Origin of the sequence: Mesorhizobium sangaii (assembly GCF_014207355.1) — a bacterium.
In the GTDB taxonomy this organism is placed as follows: domain Bacteria; phylum Pseudomonadota; class Alphaproteobacteria; order Rhizobiales; family Rhizobiaceae; genus Mesorhizobium; species Mesorhizobium sangaii.
In genome coordinates this window covers 28,463-44,618 of sequence record NZ_JACHEF010000013.1, presented here as the reverse complement: position 1 = coordinate 44,618, position 16,156 = coordinate 28,463, and the positions used below count along the sequence as shown (strand labels likewise).

The 16,156-nt window shown below is 60.2% G+C and carries 10 protein-coding genes and 4 pseudogenes; 7 read left to right on the top strand and 7 right to left on the bottom strand.

Annotation, left to right across the window (positions count from 1 at the left end):
* Nucleotides 1–13: 13 nt before the first annotated feature.
* Nucleotides 14–5,977 carry a DUF3320 domain-containing protein gene (locus HNQ71_RS32985; RefSeq protein WP_184878704.1) on the bottom strand — a complete coding sequence of 1,988 codons (5,964 nt, stop codon included), beginning with the start codon at nucleotides 5,975–5,977 and terminating at the stop codon, nucleotides 14–16.
* A gap of 383 nt (nucleotides 5,978–6,360) precedes the next feature.
* Here HNQ71_RS32985 and HNQ71_RS32980 point away from each other — a divergent pair.
* The 4 genes and pseudogenes from HNQ71_RS32980 to HNQ71_RS32970 all read left to right on the top strand — a co-directional run.
* A pseudogene (locus tag HNQ71_RS32980) lies at nucleotides 6,361–6,711 on the top strand (IS30 family transposase); the annotation flags it as partial.
* Between the two features lie 195 nt (nucleotides 6,712–6,906).
* Nucleotides 6,907–7,416 (top strand): annotated as a pseudogene (locus HNQ71_RS35290) (class I SAM-dependent methyltransferase); the annotation flags it as partial.
* 121 nt (nucleotides 7,417–7,537) lie between these two features.
* A pseudogene (repC, locus tag HNQ71_RS32975) lies at nucleotides 7,538–7,764 on the top strand (replication initiation protein RepC); the annotation flags it as partial.
* Between the two features lie 185 nt (nucleotides 7,765–7,949).
* Entirely contained in the window at nucleotides 7,950–8,144 is a 195-nt protein-coding gene (locus HNQ71_RS32970) for a cold-shock protein (protein WP_184878701.1), read from the top strand.
* Between the two features lie 39 nt (nucleotides 8,145–8,183).
* Here HNQ71_RS32970 and HNQ71_RS32965 read toward each other — a convergent pair whose 3' ends face one another.
* A complete protein-coding gene (locus tag HNQ71_RS32965; protein ID WP_246462367.1) occupies nucleotides 8,184–8,429 on the bottom strand; it encodes a hypothetical protein in 246 nt (81 codons plus the stop codon).
* Nucleotides 8,430–8,764: 335 nt separating this feature from the next.
* Here HNQ71_RS32965 and HNQ71_RS32960 point away from each other — a divergent pair, with 335 nt between their 5' ends.
* A complete protein-coding gene (locus tag HNQ71_RS32960) occupies nucleotides 8,765–8,983 on the top strand; it encodes a hypothetical protein (protein ID WP_343068309.1) in 219 nt (72 codons plus the stop codon).
* A 221-nt stretch (nucleotides 8,984–9,204) separates the two neighbouring features.
* Nucleotides 9,205–9,477: a hypothetical protein gene (locus HNQ71_RS32955; RefSeq protein ID WP_246462366.1), complete on the top strand. Its 273-nt coding sequence runs from the start codon at nucleotides 9,205–9,207 to the stop codon at nucleotides 9,475–9,477.
* A 72-nt stretch (nucleotides 9,478–9,549) separates the two neighbouring features.
* On the opposite strand, the gene HNQ71_RS32950 is transcribed toward HNQ71_RS32955, so the two are convergent.
* From HNQ71_RS32950 to HNQ71_RS32935, 5 genes are all read right to left on the bottom strand, one after another.
* Nucleotides 9,550–10,218, bottom strand: a complete 669-nt coding sequence (locus HNQ71_RS32950) for a hypothetical protein (protein ID WP_184878698.1) — start codon at nucleotides 10,216–10,218, stop codon at nucleotides 9,550–9,552.
* Nucleotides 10,219–11,016: 798 nt separating this feature from the next.
* Nucleotides 11,017–12,672 carry a chaperonin GroEL gene (gene groL, locus HNQ71_RS32945; protein ID WP_184878696.1) on the bottom strand — a complete coding sequence of 552 codons (1,656 nt, stop codon included), beginning with the start codon at nucleotides 12,670–12,672 and terminating at the stop codon, nucleotides 11,017–11,019.
* A 62-nt stretch (nucleotides 12,673–12,734) separates the two neighbouring features.
* Nucleotides 12,735–13,031, bottom strand: coding sequence for a co-chaperone GroES (gene groES, locus HNQ71_RS32940; RefSeq protein WP_023802596.1), 297 nt, complete (start codon nucleotides 13,029–13,031; stop codon nucleotides 12,735–12,737).
* A 166-nt stretch (nucleotides 13,032–13,197) separates the two neighbouring features.
* Nucleotides 13,198–13,329, bottom strand: coding sequence for a hypothetical protein (locus HNQ71_RS35595; RefSeq protein ID WP_281391491.1), 132 nt, complete (start codon nucleotides 13,327–13,329; stop codon nucleotides 13,198–13,200).
* Between the two features lie 28 nt (nucleotides 13,330–13,357).
* Nucleotides 13,358–14,554: a DUF1173 domain-containing protein gene (locus HNQ71_RS32935; protein ID WP_184878693.1), complete on the bottom strand. Its 1,197-nt coding sequence runs from the start codon at nucleotides 14,552–14,554 to the stop codon at nucleotides 13,358–13,360.
* 362 nt (nucleotides 14,555–14,916) lie between these two features.
* Between HNQ71_RS32935 and HNQ71_RS32930 the strand changes: the two are divergent.
* Nucleotides 14,917–16,112 (top strand): annotated as a pseudogene (locus HNQ71_RS32930) (DUF932 domain-containing protein).
* The last annotated feature ends 44 nt before the right edge of the window (nucleotides 16,113–16,156 follow it).

The following is a 16,156-nucleotide window of genomic DNA, read 5'->3' as shown; positions in this document are numbered from 1 at the left end:
GGAGTCTCCGAGACTATGTCGATGCCAGGTAGCGCCGGGCGCGATCGATGGCCTCATCCAGCCGGGAGCGTGATATCGCCGCAAGTCGCTCGACGCCGAGCATACGTGCAAGGTCGAGAGCGGGATCCGACTGTTCCAGAACGTCTTTGTTCGCGACGACGACAGCGGCTAGCTCGGCGATTGGAATGTCGGCAATGGACCGGCGAGCATGGGCGTCAAACGGCATGCGATAATCAAGCAGATCGACCACCGTCCCCTTCTTCCATAGGAAGCTGCCGCTGGATTCTTCAGTTCTATCGAAATCGCGCAGATGCAGGTCGATCCGCTCCCGAATCTTGTTGCCCGTTCTGAGCCAGCCATGCGCCCGTGCGATGCGCTGCGCAAGGACGTCCTCTCGCAGCGGACCTTCCTGTTCGATCACTGCGTCGACCATTGTCCGCAAAGTGCCTCGGTAGGCGAAGTCGTAAAAATGATCCGGGCTGCTAGCGAATGCTGATAGGTCAGTGAGGCGATAACGGTCGTCCGTCGGTACGGAATCATGCGTCGAATTCGCGGCCGCGGGCGAAATTGCTCCAGATGCCGATGGGCGCTCTCCCGTCGCGACGGGTGCGGCGACAAGTTCTGGCTCTGATTTTATCGGCAGATGTTCCGGTTCGCCGATCGATGCAAACTCTTCGGCTGGCAATGGGGCTATGGGGTCGACCTTATGTCCCATGTCCCATTGGATCGTCGCTTCACTTTCCTGTTGTTCAGCTTGCTTGCGACGGCTGTCCTCGAGCAGCGCGGCCAGGCTGGCATGAAGCCTCTCGGTGCAACCTTCGAGATCAAACCACCAATCGGTTGACCATACCCGGACAATGTTCCACCCGAGGCCTCGCAGGACCTGCTCTCGGACCTTGTCTCGATCTCGCGCCGTGGCAGAACTGTGATAGGCAGCGCCGTCACACTCGACCCCAGCCAGATAGGCGCCGGCGAGATCGGGATGCCGGATCCCTATATCCACTCGAAAGCCAGAAATGCCAACTTGTGGAACGATGGTCCATCCGCGCTTCTCAAGCTCGGCGGCTACAGCCTCCTCGAAAGGGGATTCCAAGGCCCCGACCGATCCGCGTTCCTGCGCTGGCAATGCCACGGCGCCGCGCTCGGCAAAATCGAGGAAGGTTTTAAGATGCTGTACACCGATTGCCTTGGTCCGGTTGGGGTCGATCTGGTCGGCGGTAAAACCTGAAAATACTATCAGTTCCTGCCGCGCACGCGTCACCGCGACGTTCAGCCGGCGTTCGCCGCCGTCCCGATTTAGCGCGCCGAAATCCATGCTGCGCTTGCCGGCGTTATCTTGCGAGAAGGTGATCGAAAACAAGATTATGTCGCGCTCGTCGCCCTGGACATTTTCCAGATTCTTGACGATGACGGGTTCAATACGATCGTCGGCAAAGAACCATTCAAGCTCAGGCTCCATCTGTCGCGCCTTGTCGAAAAAGTCGAGGATGAGCGACTGCTGTTGCGCGTTGAAGGTGATGACTCCGAGCGTGGGTCGATCCTTTTCTGCAAGGGCCAGCCAACGCCGCATCCTGCTGACCGCCTCATCGGTGACCGCTTGGGCTTCTATGCGGTTGGTGCGACTTTTTCCTCGGTCGTAGATGCCGGTCGTGATTTTTCGCAGCTGCACCGCCCGATCTTCCACCGTTGGGGAAGGGAATGTGATGAGCCGGTTCTGATAGTAGTGATGGTTGGAAAAGGCGATCAGCGACTCATTGCGGCTACGATAATGCCAGCGCAGGTCACGCACCGGGATGCCGGCCGCTTTGGCTTCATCGAGAATGCTCTCAAGATCCTTTTCGTGCTCGACGACTTCCTCGTCCTCCTCGTTGCGGCCAAAGAAATTGGTGGGCGGCAACTGCTTGGGATCGCCTACGATAATGGTTTGATGGGCTCGCGCGATAGCACCGACAGCGTCCCAGGTGGTGATCTGCGATGCTTCGTCGAAAATGACCACGTCGAACAGCGCCTGGTCGGGAGGTAGGTATTGAGCGATTGAAAGAGGCGACATCAGCATGCAGGGCGCGAGCTTGGCAAAGCTCGACGGCATAGCGCCGATCATCTCGCGGATTGACCTGCTGGGCCGCTGCAATTCCATCTGATGGCGCAACAGGCCCAACTCGGAATTGCGAGGGACGCTTTGCACAGCGGGCAGACCATGAGCGATGGCACTGATGACGCGAAGGCTTGCTTGAGCGCGGACAAGATCGTCGATTTCCCGGAAATCTTCGATGGCATGCTCGTGCTGGAAGCGCCGGAAATCTCGCAGCACCGGATCGGCATCCAGCGTGGCCGGCAGCCACCAGCGTACATAGGCCAGGCGGAACGCGGATTGAGCTTCGGTTGGTTGCACTAGACCCGCCTCGATATCGTCGACCAACGCTCCCAGATTCTGACTGACAGCTCTGCGACGAGTGCCGCACCACGAAGTCCAGTCCCGCAGAAGATGACGGGCATTGAGCAAGTCTCCCATCGCGGTCATCAATTCGGTCAGCGGGTTATTATGTCCTGCCCACGAAGGCGTCTTTCCAGCAGCGATCGCAAATTGGGTCCTCGCAGCCTCGAATGCTGTAGAAGCCGCAAGGAAGCGGGCTGCCCCATGGCGCATCGTGCTATCTGCTGCACCGCTTCGCAGGCTCGGGGCGGTTGCTTGGAGGAGCGCTCTGAGATCCTCCGTGCCGAGGCCGGGCAGGCGTAGCGTCTGTCGAAGCCTTTCGGCGATCGAGAGTATCTGATCGATACTATGGGTGTCGGTATCAAGTGCAGCAAATCCGACCGGCTTCCCAGATAGGATGTTGGCTTCGACAGTGGCGCGGCGGTCCTGCATCACGCGCAACAGTGACAAGTCCCGCTGAGGATCGGCCACGCCCTCTGTTACATAGCATTGAAGCAGCTTCTGGACTTTGCGTTTGCCCAACTGACTATTTGGCCAGAACGCAGAAGCGGCCTGTTGCCATTGCTGCTCTATGTCCTCTACCCGTATGCGCGCAACAGCAGCCTCGTCATAGTGTGCCGACAGGCCCGTACGAGACGCGCGATACTCCCCGATTGCATCATTTAGAGTCGCGAGGGCTCCCCGTAACTGGGAGAAATCTCGATCAAAGACAATGCTGAGGTCATAGCCGGCGCTGTCCTGGAGTGCCCCTGCTAGTTTTCGCAGCGCTTCGAGCTCCGCTTTTGACGCATCGCCTTTTGCGCGCAGGCCGATGCTCACCAGGAAGGCGTCAAGTGCGGTCGCTAGAACCTCGGACGCACTCTTGAGGGTCTTTGCCCCTTCGAGCAAATTGTCCTGCCAGCCTGACGTCCACTCGGTGACATCTATGAGACGCAAGACCGGTCGCATCTCAACTGACTGAAATGCGAGACCTGTTTCGGCGGCAATATGCTCCAGCGCCAGCCGGCTTGCCTCGTCCAGGCCATCGCGCGATGGCCAGGATAATCCCGGAGCGTGCTGTTGCTTGTTCTTGAGAGCGATGCCAAGCGCCAGATAGGGCGTGAGGCCATTGATATGGCGCCGATGCAGCGCTTCGACATAGGCATTCAGTTCGTCGCGACGGACGCGAAGCCGCTCGTTGATCGCAATCCACTCTGCTGCGTCCACGCGCGCGCCGCTTTCCCAGCTGATCCTGAGCTGGTTGAGAAAGTTGCGTCGGTCCGCCTTGCTGGAATGGAGTTCGAGACAGTGCGCGCCCAGGCCATGTTCGCGCAAGCGGCGATACACCACATCGAGCGCCGCCGTCTTTTCGGCCACAAACAGCACGGTTTTGCCAACTGAAAGACAGTTGGCAATCATGTTGGCGATGGTCTGGCTCTTGCCAGTGCCGGGAGGACCGATGATGACAAAGTCGCGACCCTCAGCGGCGGCAAGGCTTGCCGCGGTCTGTGAAGAGTCGGCCGGCAGCAGCGAAACGATATCGGACGGGGCATAGTGCCGATCGAGTTCGCGCTCGTCCCGGAATGATGAACCATTGCCCTCGAACGCTATCTCCGGCGTATCGATCAGGTGGCGTACGACGCGGTTCTCGCGCAGCGCATCGGTACGCTCGACCAAATCCTTCCACATGAGAAACTTGGCGAAGGAGAAGGTAGAGAGCGCCGTCTCGTCCACCACCTCCATGCCGGGGACGTCGCGCACTGCCTGTCGCATGAGACTTAGCAGACGCGGTACATCAACGCCGCTTTCGTCTTCGGGCAGCTCACCAGAGAACTGTGGCAGTTTGAGCTCGAAGTCGCGCTCAAGAAACTGCAACAAGGTTGCGTTGAACCGCGGCTCATCTTCATGAAAGCGCAAGGTAAAACGCGATGTTGCGCTGCGGCGCTCGATTTTGACCGGCACGAGCAACAATGGCGCGCGATAGCTGCGCTCGTCCTCCGGTTTTTTCTTCCAGCGCAGGAAGCCGACCGCCAGGAAAAGCGTATTCGCGCCGCCCTCGGCAAAGTCATTGCGTACTTGACGGTAAACATCGATCAGTCGGGATTCCAATTGGCGTCCATCGAGCGTCGATGGGAGCTCGTCGCGCAGGAGCGCTTCTGCTGCGAAACCGCGCTGCAGGTCACGTCCATGGACTTCGCGATAGAGAGCAGCATCACGCTCGCCCAATGGATTCTGTTCGGGCAGCGAAATCACCCGGATCGAGGCGCCCGCCATCAGGCGGTCCTCGAGGTAGCCGACATCGGTGCAAAGAAAAGGAATTGTCTTCTTGGAGTCGGGAAAATTGAGCAGTCGGTTTCGCAGTGTCAAATCAAGGAGCTTTTTCTGCCAGCGGTCGATCCGCCCGGCCGCGGTCGTCGGCTTCACCTCGACGATGTCGGCAGGCAGGGCTGTCACTACCGGTGCCGCTGGCAGCGGCAGCGCGATTTCGGTTGCCACCTCGGTATCCACGCTGCGACGCATCGGTTCGTGCGAGGCAAGCGGTGTAATGCCGCCGCTACGCGAGCGGCGGATATCGATGGCGGCGACAAAGGAGCCTACCTGCGTTTCGTCGAGCCGCTGTTCGATTGCCCGTTGCGCAGCCTCCAGCGTCATCGCCGGCCGATGCGTTACGCCGGTCGTCTCAAACACGATCAGTTCGCGCGATGCCAGCGCCTTGCGGATCTCCATGGCATCGGCTTCGATGGCATTGGCGAGCGTCTTTTGTGTCATCCAGACGCCGACGGCAGCGTGGCCCTGGAACATAAGCACGACTGGGTGCAGGCCCGTCGCCTCCAGGGCGGAGGCGAACAACAGACTGGCATCGAGACAGGTTGCCAGCCTCTCCGCGGCAATTGTCGAGGGACGTCGGATTTTTTGGCCTCGGCTTTCGAAGCTTGCAGGAGGCTCTGCATAGTGCAGGGATAAACCGGCAACGGCCGAATAAATTGCGGCCGACAGCATGAACGCGCGTTGCGGATTGCCGCTTTGATAGCCATCGAGGCTGGAGGCATGACCATGCGCTGCGAGCCGCTCCGCTGCGGAACGAAGCAGTCCTGCGATCGCGGGGTCGTTCGGCATGACGAATGCAGGCAACAGTTGCGCCATATCGATGACGCCACCCCATTCGTCGCGTGCAAGCAGGCGCACCGCAACGCGCTGCTCGGCCAGCACTGCGTCTCCTGAGGTGAGCCGCAGCGTTATCTCCCCGCGCTCAGCCTCGTTGAGACCGGCCAGATAGCTGGCGTCGAGATCGATTTTTCGGTCGCTTAAGGGAAGCCGGTCGCCAGCAAGGATCCGATCAATTGTCCAGCTTTTGGCGCGCAAAAAAGGTGGGTTCGATGTCAGCTCGAGAGTGCATTTTTCGAAACCCTGCTGGGTCGGGTTGTTGAGCGCGATAGACCGGATCACCGGAATAGCATTTTGGAAGGACGCATATGTAAAGCTGGCGGCGATGTCCGCCACGACTTCTATTACGGGCGCGGTTGATATACCGGCGGCATCGCCAGTGTCCGAACTCGTTTCCATGCCCCATCCCCTATTTTCATTTACGATAGAACTTTGCGGCCAGAATTTGAAAGTAAATTCTTGGTATGGTCGCCGCTTAGTTCTTCAGCAGCATAAATCTCAGAAATTCGAACCGCCTCCGTCAGCTCGACAGTTGTCGACCGCTGCAGGGATTGTGATCCTTGCCGCCGGTACAGCACGCTTTTGGCCCCTTGTTGAAGGCAATTTGCCTGTCTGCAGGTATTGCGTGGTGAGGCAGCTGCTCGAGGAGGGCAGCCGCGCTTGCTTCCACGTTTCTTCGAGCCGCGCTGGTCGCCGTTTGTGGCTGCGCGCGTTCGTCGGGACACTGCAACTGGTGGGTCTTTGGTCCGACTCCTTTGAAGACCATAGGTCATCGCTCGAAGAAAAGAGACTCCGCGACCGTCGTGGCGGCCTTGGCCCAACAGATCGGCAAACTGCCCGAAGCGTTGCGACGTTCGCTAACGTGGGACCAAGGAAAAGAGATGGCGCGGCACCAGAGCTTCACCGTTGCAACCGATGTACAGGTCTACTTCTGCGATCCGCGCAGCCCCTGGCAGCGCGGCAGCAACGAAAATACCAACGGTCTGCTCAGGCAATACTTCCCGAGAGGAACCAACCTCTCCCATGTCTCCCAGGCCCAACTCAACGCCGTTGCCCTGCGGCTCAATCAGCGCCCCCGAAAAACCCTGGACTTCGAAACACCGGCCGATAGGCTGCACAAGGTGTTGCGATGACCAGTTGAGCTCAACGCCTAATACCGGCCATTGCGATTGGCATTCCTCTGGCCCGTAAGCCGATATCGCGTTCGAGCCAAAAAGTGGAACTTCCATGGCGCGTGGTACGATCTGGCCCAGCAAATTGTTTCTACCGACAATTTCCGGCCTGTCCTTGGGTGTGCTAGCCTAGGGCGCGTGTGATCGCCGCTCCGCGTGGCCGCAGTGGCACCCTCCGGTAAGGCACTCGCTAGGATCATCACGCAAGATATCACTGCCGACACAGGGACCGTCATCGAACTTGGTCCCGGCACCGGTGTTTTCACGGCGCAATTGCTGGAGCGGAAGACCTGACATTGGTTGAGTACGGCGCGGAGTTCGCACAGCATCTCCAGGCCGCCTTCCTCGGGTGCGCGTACTGCACATGGACGCCGCTGCTATCGGAAACATTGCGCGCTTCAAAATGGGGCGGCCGGAGCGGTCATCAGCGGCCTGCCGCTTCTGAGCATGCCCAATCAAAAGGTGATAGCAATCCTGGACGGAGTCTTTTCACTGCTGCGGCCCGGCGGCGCCTTCTATCAATTCACCTACCGTCCGCGCTGCCCGGTGCCGCGTCCGATCCTCGCGGGACTGGAATTGCGTGCCGCGCGCATAGGACGCGCGGTGCTAAACGTACCACCGGCGGCGGTCTACCGGATTTCACAGCTGCGAGCTTGGGATCGAGCGTATCGGGAAGAGATAGCTACGGTGAAGACTGAGGGAATTTCTGCGCCGATTGCCTCGCTTCTTAAGCTCCACAAGCTGCTGGTCCGCTATCGTGAACATCTCGGTCGTTCAGTGATTGGTATATCTGGGTGTCTCACCATCAGCGTACGAGGAGGCTTGCCATGTAATGGGCCAGGAAGTCGCCGCGATCGTGATTGCCTGCATCCTGCAGCGCGCTCAGCACATCAACTCGGCAGGCGGTTATCTGCGGGTGCCGACCGACAAGGCGAGGACAGGGCAGTTCTCTGTCGGACCGATGCTGATGGCCGCGCTGAAAGCCAACGGGCGACGGCGAGAATGACCGGATGACCATCTTGGCGGAGCAATCTCGACCAAGCCGGCCCTTTTTATGAGTTTCGAGGAGGTTCTGGACGGACCAAGGCGTCCAGAACCTGGCTTCATCGCGAAGCTGCGGAGTGAGGGCTTGGGTTTTGAACCGGGATGCCGGCGATCTTGGCGCGCTTGGCCGCCGCTTGTCGGCAAGGAATGCGCATATGGCGACTGGGACGGTGAAGTGGATCAACGCCTCCAAAGGCTTTGGCTTTATTCAGCCGGACAATGGCGGACAGGACGTTTTCGTTCACATCTCGGCCGTGGAGCGAGCTGGCCTGTCGACGTTGGTCGACGCACAGAAGATCAATTTCGAGATCGAGCAGGAGCGACGAACCGGCAAATCTTCACTTAAGTAAAGCGTAAAGGCGCGCTTGATCCGACCTAGGTAAAATTTTCTAAGCTGGCGGCATTTCGAAGATCATTGACAAGCCTCGATTCGCCGCCATCTCGACGATCAGGTGTTCGATCGCCTGATCAGAGACGTTTGACTGCGTCAGAGTCCGAATCTGCTTGACGAGATCATGGACCGGCAAAGGACCAACATCCGTGTCATCGAGCAGTTTGCCGATCTCGATCACCACATCCGCATCGATATCGCGTGGCAGGTCTCGCATGTGCTTCTCCTCGATGATGGGCAACATCGCGCCGTTTTACCTGGCTGTCGAGTGCGACAGACGAAACGCCTGCGTGACGGGAAGAGAGGTATCGATGCAAGTCGCGCCATCAACCGGTGATATATTGATGAAAATATGTCTGCCTCGCCTCGACAGTCGGCCGCAAGGCGAGATATGCGTGCATGTCTGAGATGACGACGTGCTGGCACTGACATCAACAGACCGACCGATCATGGCTATTTCCATCCCTCCGCGACGCGAAGGTTCGCCTCCAGAGGAATGGACGACTGGAGCCCGATGACACTGTTGCAGAAGAACTTGAGAGAGCGGCCGATCGCATAACGGATATCCCGTGCGCGGACTTGCAGATTATCCTGCGCCGCGCTGCCCTCATGCTCAGAAACGTCGCCGGCGTGCCATTGGAACCGGCGACCAAGGATGCCCTTATCTCCATCGCCGCTGAAATGAAAATTGGGAGATCGGATCTCATCAAGATCATTTTACGGGAGTGGTTGGAGACGAATGCCTATTTGCCGGTGCGCATGGTCAATGAGGACGGCGAAACGGAGGGAAGCGCGTGATCTCGGAATTGCTGTGGCACAGGCTCGTAATATTTTTGACGTGGGTTCCCTGTTGTATTAGCGCACAAGGGTTCAGAATCGCGCGCACGGACTTCCAGGTAGTCGGACTTCCGGAGCGAGCGCTACAAAGCTGGCCAAGGACCGGAATGAGCTTCGTTTTGGGCTCTCGCTCGTGAGATAAGAATATAGTCAACGAGAGGATGATCGTGATGACAAGTAGCATGCGGCAGATGAAGGCGAGTGAGATTCCAGCCTTCATCGACCAGGTGATCGGGGCCGGCTGCGATATCTGCGCTATCGGCCACAGAGGCTATGTACTCGGTGACCTGGAGGAGATGGTGACGGCGGCGGAGGATATCAAACGCATAGGCGAAGAGTTTGGCGATCGTGATTTTTTGCTAGCGGAGATCGTCGCCTACCTGCGCTCGATTGGTCGGTACATAGAACCCGGCTCGCCAGCGTCGCATTGGTCCGAAAATCAGAAAACACAGTAGAGAAAGGCGCTCGGTCGGCAACCTACGAGCGCTCGCTGTCACAGGGACCGGCCAGGGGGCGGTTCGCGGCCTTCAGCGGCGGCCAAAGGCCAGGACCTCGGCTGTGTAGGTCTCCACCACCAGGCTGAAGGGCTGGTTCGCCCCGGTATAGAGGATGGCCCGGTGCCGCAGCACCTCGTGGGGAATGACCAGCGCCCCCTTCCCCGCCGCCGGCAGCGGCGTGTCCATCTCCCATCCCTTGGGCAGCGGCGACCACAGCAGCTCGGCGCTAATGGTCTGCCGGCGGAAGTGCAGCGGCTGGACCACCTTCCCGAAGGGCTGGTCGGTGGTGTCGAGCACCTGGTTCATCTCGGGTGTGAGGCGCGACGGGACGTACCAGTTATCGGCCTCGGAGAGCACGAGCTCGCCACAGGCGAGCTGCACGCGGCGGTAGTGCACGGGTTCGTCAGCGCTGATGCTCAACGCTTGGCGGGCATTATCCGGCAGCAGTTTGTCGTCGCCCTTCACGCGATGGGCGACGATCTTCGCCTCCGGCGCCAGCCCGTGGTCACCACACCACCGTTCCAGCGTGAGCGTGGCGCTGGGGTGGCTGAGCAGGTCGGCGTTGAGGGTTTCCACCAGAGCCAGGGCTTGGATGCGGGAGGCGGTGTCGTTGGTGAAGGGGGTGCGGGCCTCGGAGGGTGACCCGACGGTCACCGTCATGGCGAGGAAGGCTGCTGCGATGAAATTTCGAATACCCATGCGATGAAATCCTTTGCGTTGTGTTACGAAGCGGCGTTTGCAAAACGCAGCCTGTGCGCGAATTGAAAACATGGCGGCGCAGCCGCAACCACGAAACGCACCCTGCGCGCGACCGCTGTTCGCGATAATGCCGCAGGACCTGTTGCGCATCGCGAAAAGATGGCGCGCACAGGGTGCGCTCTTATAAGAAGCGCCGCTCTTACAGGCCCTTCGCGGCCTGGGCTACCGCGCCGAAAAGTGTGCCGGCAGCGACTAGCAAAATTATGAGTGCGATTCTCCCTTGGCAACCCCCTGAGTGGCTCATGGGCTCAAACGGTGTATTTGGCGCAGGCGAGAGGGTTCTGCGAGCTAACAAAAGTATTAAGGCCCGTTTACAGACATAGGCTTTGCGAGGAACGCAGCGACAAGATTGACGAGGCCCGCAAAGCAGTCGTCGGTCTTCTTCCTAGCCCGGTGCGATGCGTCGGAATGCCTTGAGTTGGCAGAAGGAGTTCTCCACCAGATGACGCCATCTGGGATGGGCCCGGCCCGATCGGCCTTGGATCGGATGACCGCTGTGGCGCACAGCAGCCTGTCAACGAGACCGCGCCGTAGGCCATGGCGAGCGTGCCGACCACCGCTTGGCAGCCCGCCCTATGGCGAACAGAATGAATTCAGTCATTGGCGTCTTCAATTGAAGTGCCGCCGTATGGTGCCCTAGATCGGGCAAGGACCTGCCCCTGTAGGCAAAAGAGGTTCGCCCAAAGAAAAGGGCGGCATCGCTGCCGCCCTTTCTGAGACTGTTGGGGTACGGGGGCCTTAGAAATCCATACCGCCCATGCCGCCCATGCCACCGCCGCCCATGCCGCCAGGCATGCCGCCGCCAGCCGACTCCTTCTTCGGAGCCTCCGCGATCATGGCTTCGGTGGTGACGAGCAGGCCAGCGACCGAGGCCGCGTCCTGGAGAGCCGTGCGAACGACCTTGACCGGATCGACGATACCCATGGCGATCATGTCGCCATAGTCGCCGGTCTGGGCGTTGTAACCGAAGGTCGCGCCCTTGTTGTCGAGGATCTTGCCGGCAACGATCGATGCTTCCTCACCGGCGTTCGACGCGATCTGGCGGGCCGGAGCCTGCAGCGCGCGACGCACGATGGCGATGCCGGCCGTCTGATCGGCATTGGCGCCGGTGACGGTGATAGCCAGCGAAGCACGCAGGAGTGCGACGCCGCCGCCTGCAACGATGCCTTCTTCGACGGCCGCGCGGGTCGCGTTCAGCGCATCGTCAACGCGGTCCTTCTTTTCCTTGACTTCGACTTCCGTCGCGCCACCGACGCGGATCACCGCAACGCCGCCGGCGAGCTTCGCCAGACGTTCCTGCAGCTTCTCCTTGTCGTAGTCCGAGGTGGTCTCCTCGATCTGCTGCTTGATCTGGGCGACGCGGCCCTGGATCTCGGCCTTCTTGCCGGCGCCGTCGACGATGGTGGTGTTCTCCTTGGAGATCGACACCTTCTTGGCGCGGCCGAGCATGTTGAGGCCGACGTTCTCGAGCTTGATGCCGAGGTCTTCGGAAATGACCTGGCCACCGGTGAGGATGGCGATGTCTTCCAGCATGGCCTTGCGGCGATCACCGAAGCCCGGCGCCTTGACGGCGGCGATCTTCAGGCCACCACGCAGCTTGTTGACGACCAGCGTGGCCAGAGCCTCGCCTTCGACGTCTTCCGAGATGATGAGCAGCGGCTTCGAGGTCTGCACGACGGCTTCGAGAACCGGCAGCATGGCCTGGAGGTTGGAGAGCTTCTTCTCGTGGAGCAGGATGTAGACGTCCTCGAGCTCGGCAACCATCTTGTCGGCGTTGGTGACGAAGTAGGGCGAGAGGTAGCCGCGGTCGAACTGCATGCCTTCGACGACTTCGAGTTCGGTCTCGGCGGTCTTGGCTTCCTCAACCGTGATGACGCCTTCGTTGCCGACCTTCTGCATCGCTTCCGCGATCATCTTGCCGACCGACTCGTCGCCATTGCCGGCGATCGTGCCGACCTGGGCGACTTCTTCCGAAGTCTTGATCTTCTTGGCGTTCTTGACGAGGTGAGCGACGACTTCGATGACGGCGAGGTCGATGCCGCGCTTCAGGTCCATCGGGTTCATGCCGGCGGCAACCGCCTTGTGGCCTTCCTGGACGATCGACTGCGCCAGAACGGTCGCGGTCGTGGTGCCGTCGCCGGCAATGTCGTTGGTCTTCGAAGCAACTTCGCGGACCATCTGCGCGCCCATGTTCTCGAACTTGTCGGAGAGTTCGATTTCCTTGGCGACGGTGACGCCGTCCTTCGTGATGCGCGGGGCGCCGAACGACTTGTCGATGACGACGTTGCGGCCTTTGGGGCCGAGCGTGACCTTCACCGCGTCGGCGAGGATGTTGACGCCGCGCAGCATGCGCTCGCGGGCATCACGGGAGAATTTTACGTCTTTGGCAGCCATTTTTAACTCCTGGCAAGGGCTTGGATTGAGCCCGGGAATTCAGTTGACGGAAAGTGCTGATATCAGCCGATGATGCCCATGATGTCGGATTCCTTCATGATCAGAAGGTCTTCGCCATTGAGCTTGACTTCGGTGCCCGACCATTTGCCGAACAGGATCCGGTCGCCGGCCTTGACGTCCAGCGGGACGAGCTTGCCGGCTTCGTCACGAGCGCCGGAGCCGACAGCGATGATCTCGCCTTCCTGCGGCTTTTCCTTTGCCGTATCCGGGATGATGATCCCGCCGGCGGTTTTCGCTTCGGATTCGACCCGGCGAACGACCACGCGGTCATGCAGCGGCCGGAAATTCGACTTTGCCATTTTTGGATGTCTCCCTGGTACGGATGTTGAATGGTTCTCAGTTGCCGGAGAGCGTTAGCACTCGACCCAAGCGAGTGCTAACGTGGCGGTGAAATAGGCCGTAGGCAGGGACTAGTCAAGACGGAAGGTCGGCCGTCGGACCCATGGGCGGGAATTGGCGCCGATATCAGGCCGCGACCGCGTCCTGGAACGCCTTGGCGAGGTCCGTCTTTTCCCAGGAGAAGCACGCGTCGCTGCCGGCCTTGCGGCCAAAATGGCCGTAGGACGAGGTCTGGGCAAATCGGTTTCCGACAACCATATACTCGTCATGTGAGGGGCACTCGGTCCTACCGAACAGGCAATGGCGGCATTTCACCATCGGCCGTCCGCCAGATCCAGGAATCGAACTCAGGTCGGGATGCGATCAATTCGCCCAGCGTTTCCTCATATGCGCCATCGGAAGAAGGAGGAACAACGTAAAGTCCAACCGGTCGCGGCGGAATTTGCAACATCGCGGCCACGGCCGGCTTATCCGCCGGCAGGTTGTAGCGCAGACTCTTCACGCTGCGCTCTCTCACCCTGGCGAGCGCATCGAGCAGCTTCTTTTCATAGGCGGACTCGTAGGGTACCCAATTCTCCGCCACCACCATGACGGCCATTTCCTCGATCACCGCAAGCCCCGCCGGTGTCAACCCAAAGGTGGCAATGGCGATCAAATGCGATGCCTCATCCGCACCCCAGAGAGCCATCTCGTTTTCAAAACGGGTTTGAAGCCGACGATGAAGGCTCTCACCCAGCAAGAACACGAACCCCGGCATGTGCTTGACGATTAACTTGTGGCCGCTGCGAGCCGTGCCGAATTCCTTGACCTCGCCGACAAGGATCATCAGCTTTCTGGGACCGCTCTTCGGGGGCAGCGCGGAAGCAAGCGCCTCTGCGCGCCTTTGCTCGATCACCGTTTTGTCGGCGGACCGGAACGGCTCTGGCACGAACAGGATTTTGCTGAGCGGTCCGCCCCTGACCGTCATCTGTCCGGCGGCTTCGACGAGGTGCCGCCGGATATTCCACCAATGGCGCTTACCAGCCCATCGCGACGTCCAGACGGTGAGTTCGGCTTCATGCCAAAGGTAATGAAGTAGACTGCGCAGGGACAGTTTCTTCGTGTCCCCGACCACGCTGTCCGAGCCTCCGGCGTCCACAGGAGACGCCGATCGAGCGCCAACTTTCGAAAGACTGAAATCCAGTTTGAGCGCCGCCATCCCGCTCTCTGAATCGACCTGGATTGCGCTGCCCATCAGCATGCCGAGGCCGGAGAGCTCGTCTGGAGCCTCGTAGGCCGAGCAGGAGGGATCATGCCCGTCGCCCGAGAGCGGCATTCGCTTGACGATGTACTGGTCGCCGACCTGTGCGATGTACATCGCCACACCCGGCTCCTTGCACAGGCAGAGTGGCCGACTCTTGCGCTGGTAGGCATCCGCCAGCACGACCTGCAGGTCAGACGCCGATTCCTCTATGACCTGGTCAGCAATTCTGAATCGTCGCATCTCCATGCTCCGGACGCCGCCGCATCTCCTTGACGCGCATTGATTCATGGTTTCGCCATCGTGGCAACTGCCATTGTTCTCGCCATCGGGCGAATGCGCCGGCGAGGGCGTGGCTTGGCTTATCCCGGTGGTGACCAGGCACTGGTAATGGTGGGGCGCGTCTGGCCGCAGGACCCGATTGCGGTTGCGCTGGGGCCGGCCTGCGGCCAGTCCCCAGCTTTCGCGCAGAGACGCAATAGCTGCCGCATGGGCGGCGCTCGGTCTGGCTTGGCCGGCGCCGAGAGGGAGAGGGTGGAGCGGAATGCTTTCGGCGGGTGAAGGCCGGGAGAGAGGCTCCTGGCACCCGCCGCGGAGCAAGAGCTATGACCCAGATGCAAATTCAGGCGCCGACCCGGATCGGGAACAATGGTTACAAGGTGGATGTCAGCCGCGGCCAGCGCATTGGCCGCGTCTCGTCTGAGTGGTTCAACCGCCCGCCGGACGAGCGATATCTTTCATTGTCCGATCTCCACAACTCGGTGAAGCGGCGATCCGATCGCAGCCGTACGCGCATCGTCGACAGCGAGGCAATCCGCGTCGAGGCCAGCCGCGACGATCCCGAGCGCCTGACACTGATGCTGCCGCAGGCAGACACTCCCGTCGCCCCGACCCACTGGAGCTTCGGGCAACTCGCCGGCCTGGTCGGCGCACCGGCGACCTATTTGCGCCAGTTGCCGGCAGCGCTCGCCGGCATCAACCTGCAATATGGCCTTTCCACGCACCGTGCCGAGCAGGTGAAGACACTCGAAATCGAGAATGGCCGTCTCGAGCTTCGGGCAGTTACGGGTCCGGATTACGGGAGGATTTTCGACCACGAGCTCGTCGAGGCGGTGCGGAAGATCGCCGGCAACGGTACCGGTGACACACGCTGGAAGGTGCCCGGCGTGCTCGACTGGTCGACCAGCATCTACAATCCCAACGTCGACATATCGAAGGACACGACGACGCTTTATGCCTCGGACCGCGACATCTTTGTATTCCTGGTCGACGATCTTAACCCGATCGAAGCCGGTCGGCTGCCGAATGGCGAACCGGATCTCTACTTCCGCGGATTTTACGCCTGGAACAGCGAGGTCGGCTCGAAAACCCTCGGAATTGCAAGCTTTTACCTGCGTGCCGTGTGTTGCAACAGAAATCTCTGGGGCGTCGAGGATTTTCAGGAAATCACCATCCGCCACTCCAAATACGCCGCCTCGCGCTTTGCACTCGAAGCCGAGCCGGCACTGATCCAGTTCGCCGAATCCTCGCCCATGCCCTTCGTCAACGGCATCAAGGCAGCGCGCGAGCGCATCGTCGCCCGTGACGACGACGATCGCACGACATTCCTGCGCAAGCGCGGCTTCTCGAAGGTGAAACCACGAAGATCATCGAAGCCGTGCTCAGCGACGAAGGCCATCCGCCAACGTCGGTTTTCGATTTTGTGCAGGGCATCACCCGTGTTGCTCGCGACAAGCAGCACCAGGACGTCCGGCTCGAACTGGAAGGCAAGGCCAAGAAGCTGTTCGACCTCGCTAACTGATCAGGCTCGTCGGCACCGTCGGCTTTCCGATCATCGCCACTCCA

Coding starts and splice junctions, on each gene's coding strand:
- HNQ71_RS32950 (WP_184878698.1), bottom strand. CDS start 10,218: ATGGGTATTCGAAATTTCATCGCAGCAGCCTTCCTCGCCATGACGGTG.
- HNQ71_RS32965 (WP_246462367.1), bottom strand. CDS start 8,429: ATGTTGCCCATCATCGAGGAGAAGCACATGCGAGACCTGCCACGCGAT.
- HNQ71_RS35595 (WP_281391491.1), bottom strand. CDS start 13,329: ATGGTTGTCGGAAACCGATTTGCCCAGACCTCGTCCTACGGCCATTTT.
- groES (WP_023802596.1), bottom strand. CDS start 13,031: ATGGCAAAGTCGAATTTCCGGCCGCTGCATGACCGCGTGGTCGTTCGC.
- HNQ71_RS32970 (WP_184878701.1), top strand. CDS start 7,950: ATGGCGACTGGGACGGTGAAGTGGATCAACGCCTCCAAAGGCTTTGGC.
- HNQ71_RS32935 (WP_184878693.1), bottom strand. CDS start 14,554: ATGCGACGATTCAGAATTGCTGACCAGGTCATAGAGGAATCGGCGTCT.
- HNQ71_RS32955 (WP_246462366.1), top strand. CDS start 9,205: ATGCGGCAGATGAAGGCGAGTGAGATTCCAGCCTTCATCGACCAGGTG.
- groL (WP_184878696.1), bottom strand. CDS start 12,672: ATGGCTGCCAAAGACGTAAAATTCTCCCGTGATGCCCGCGAGCGCATG.
- HNQ71_RS32985 (WP_184878704.1), bottom strand. CDS start 5,977: ATGGAAACGAGTTCGGACACTGGCGATGCCGCCGGTATATCAACCGCG.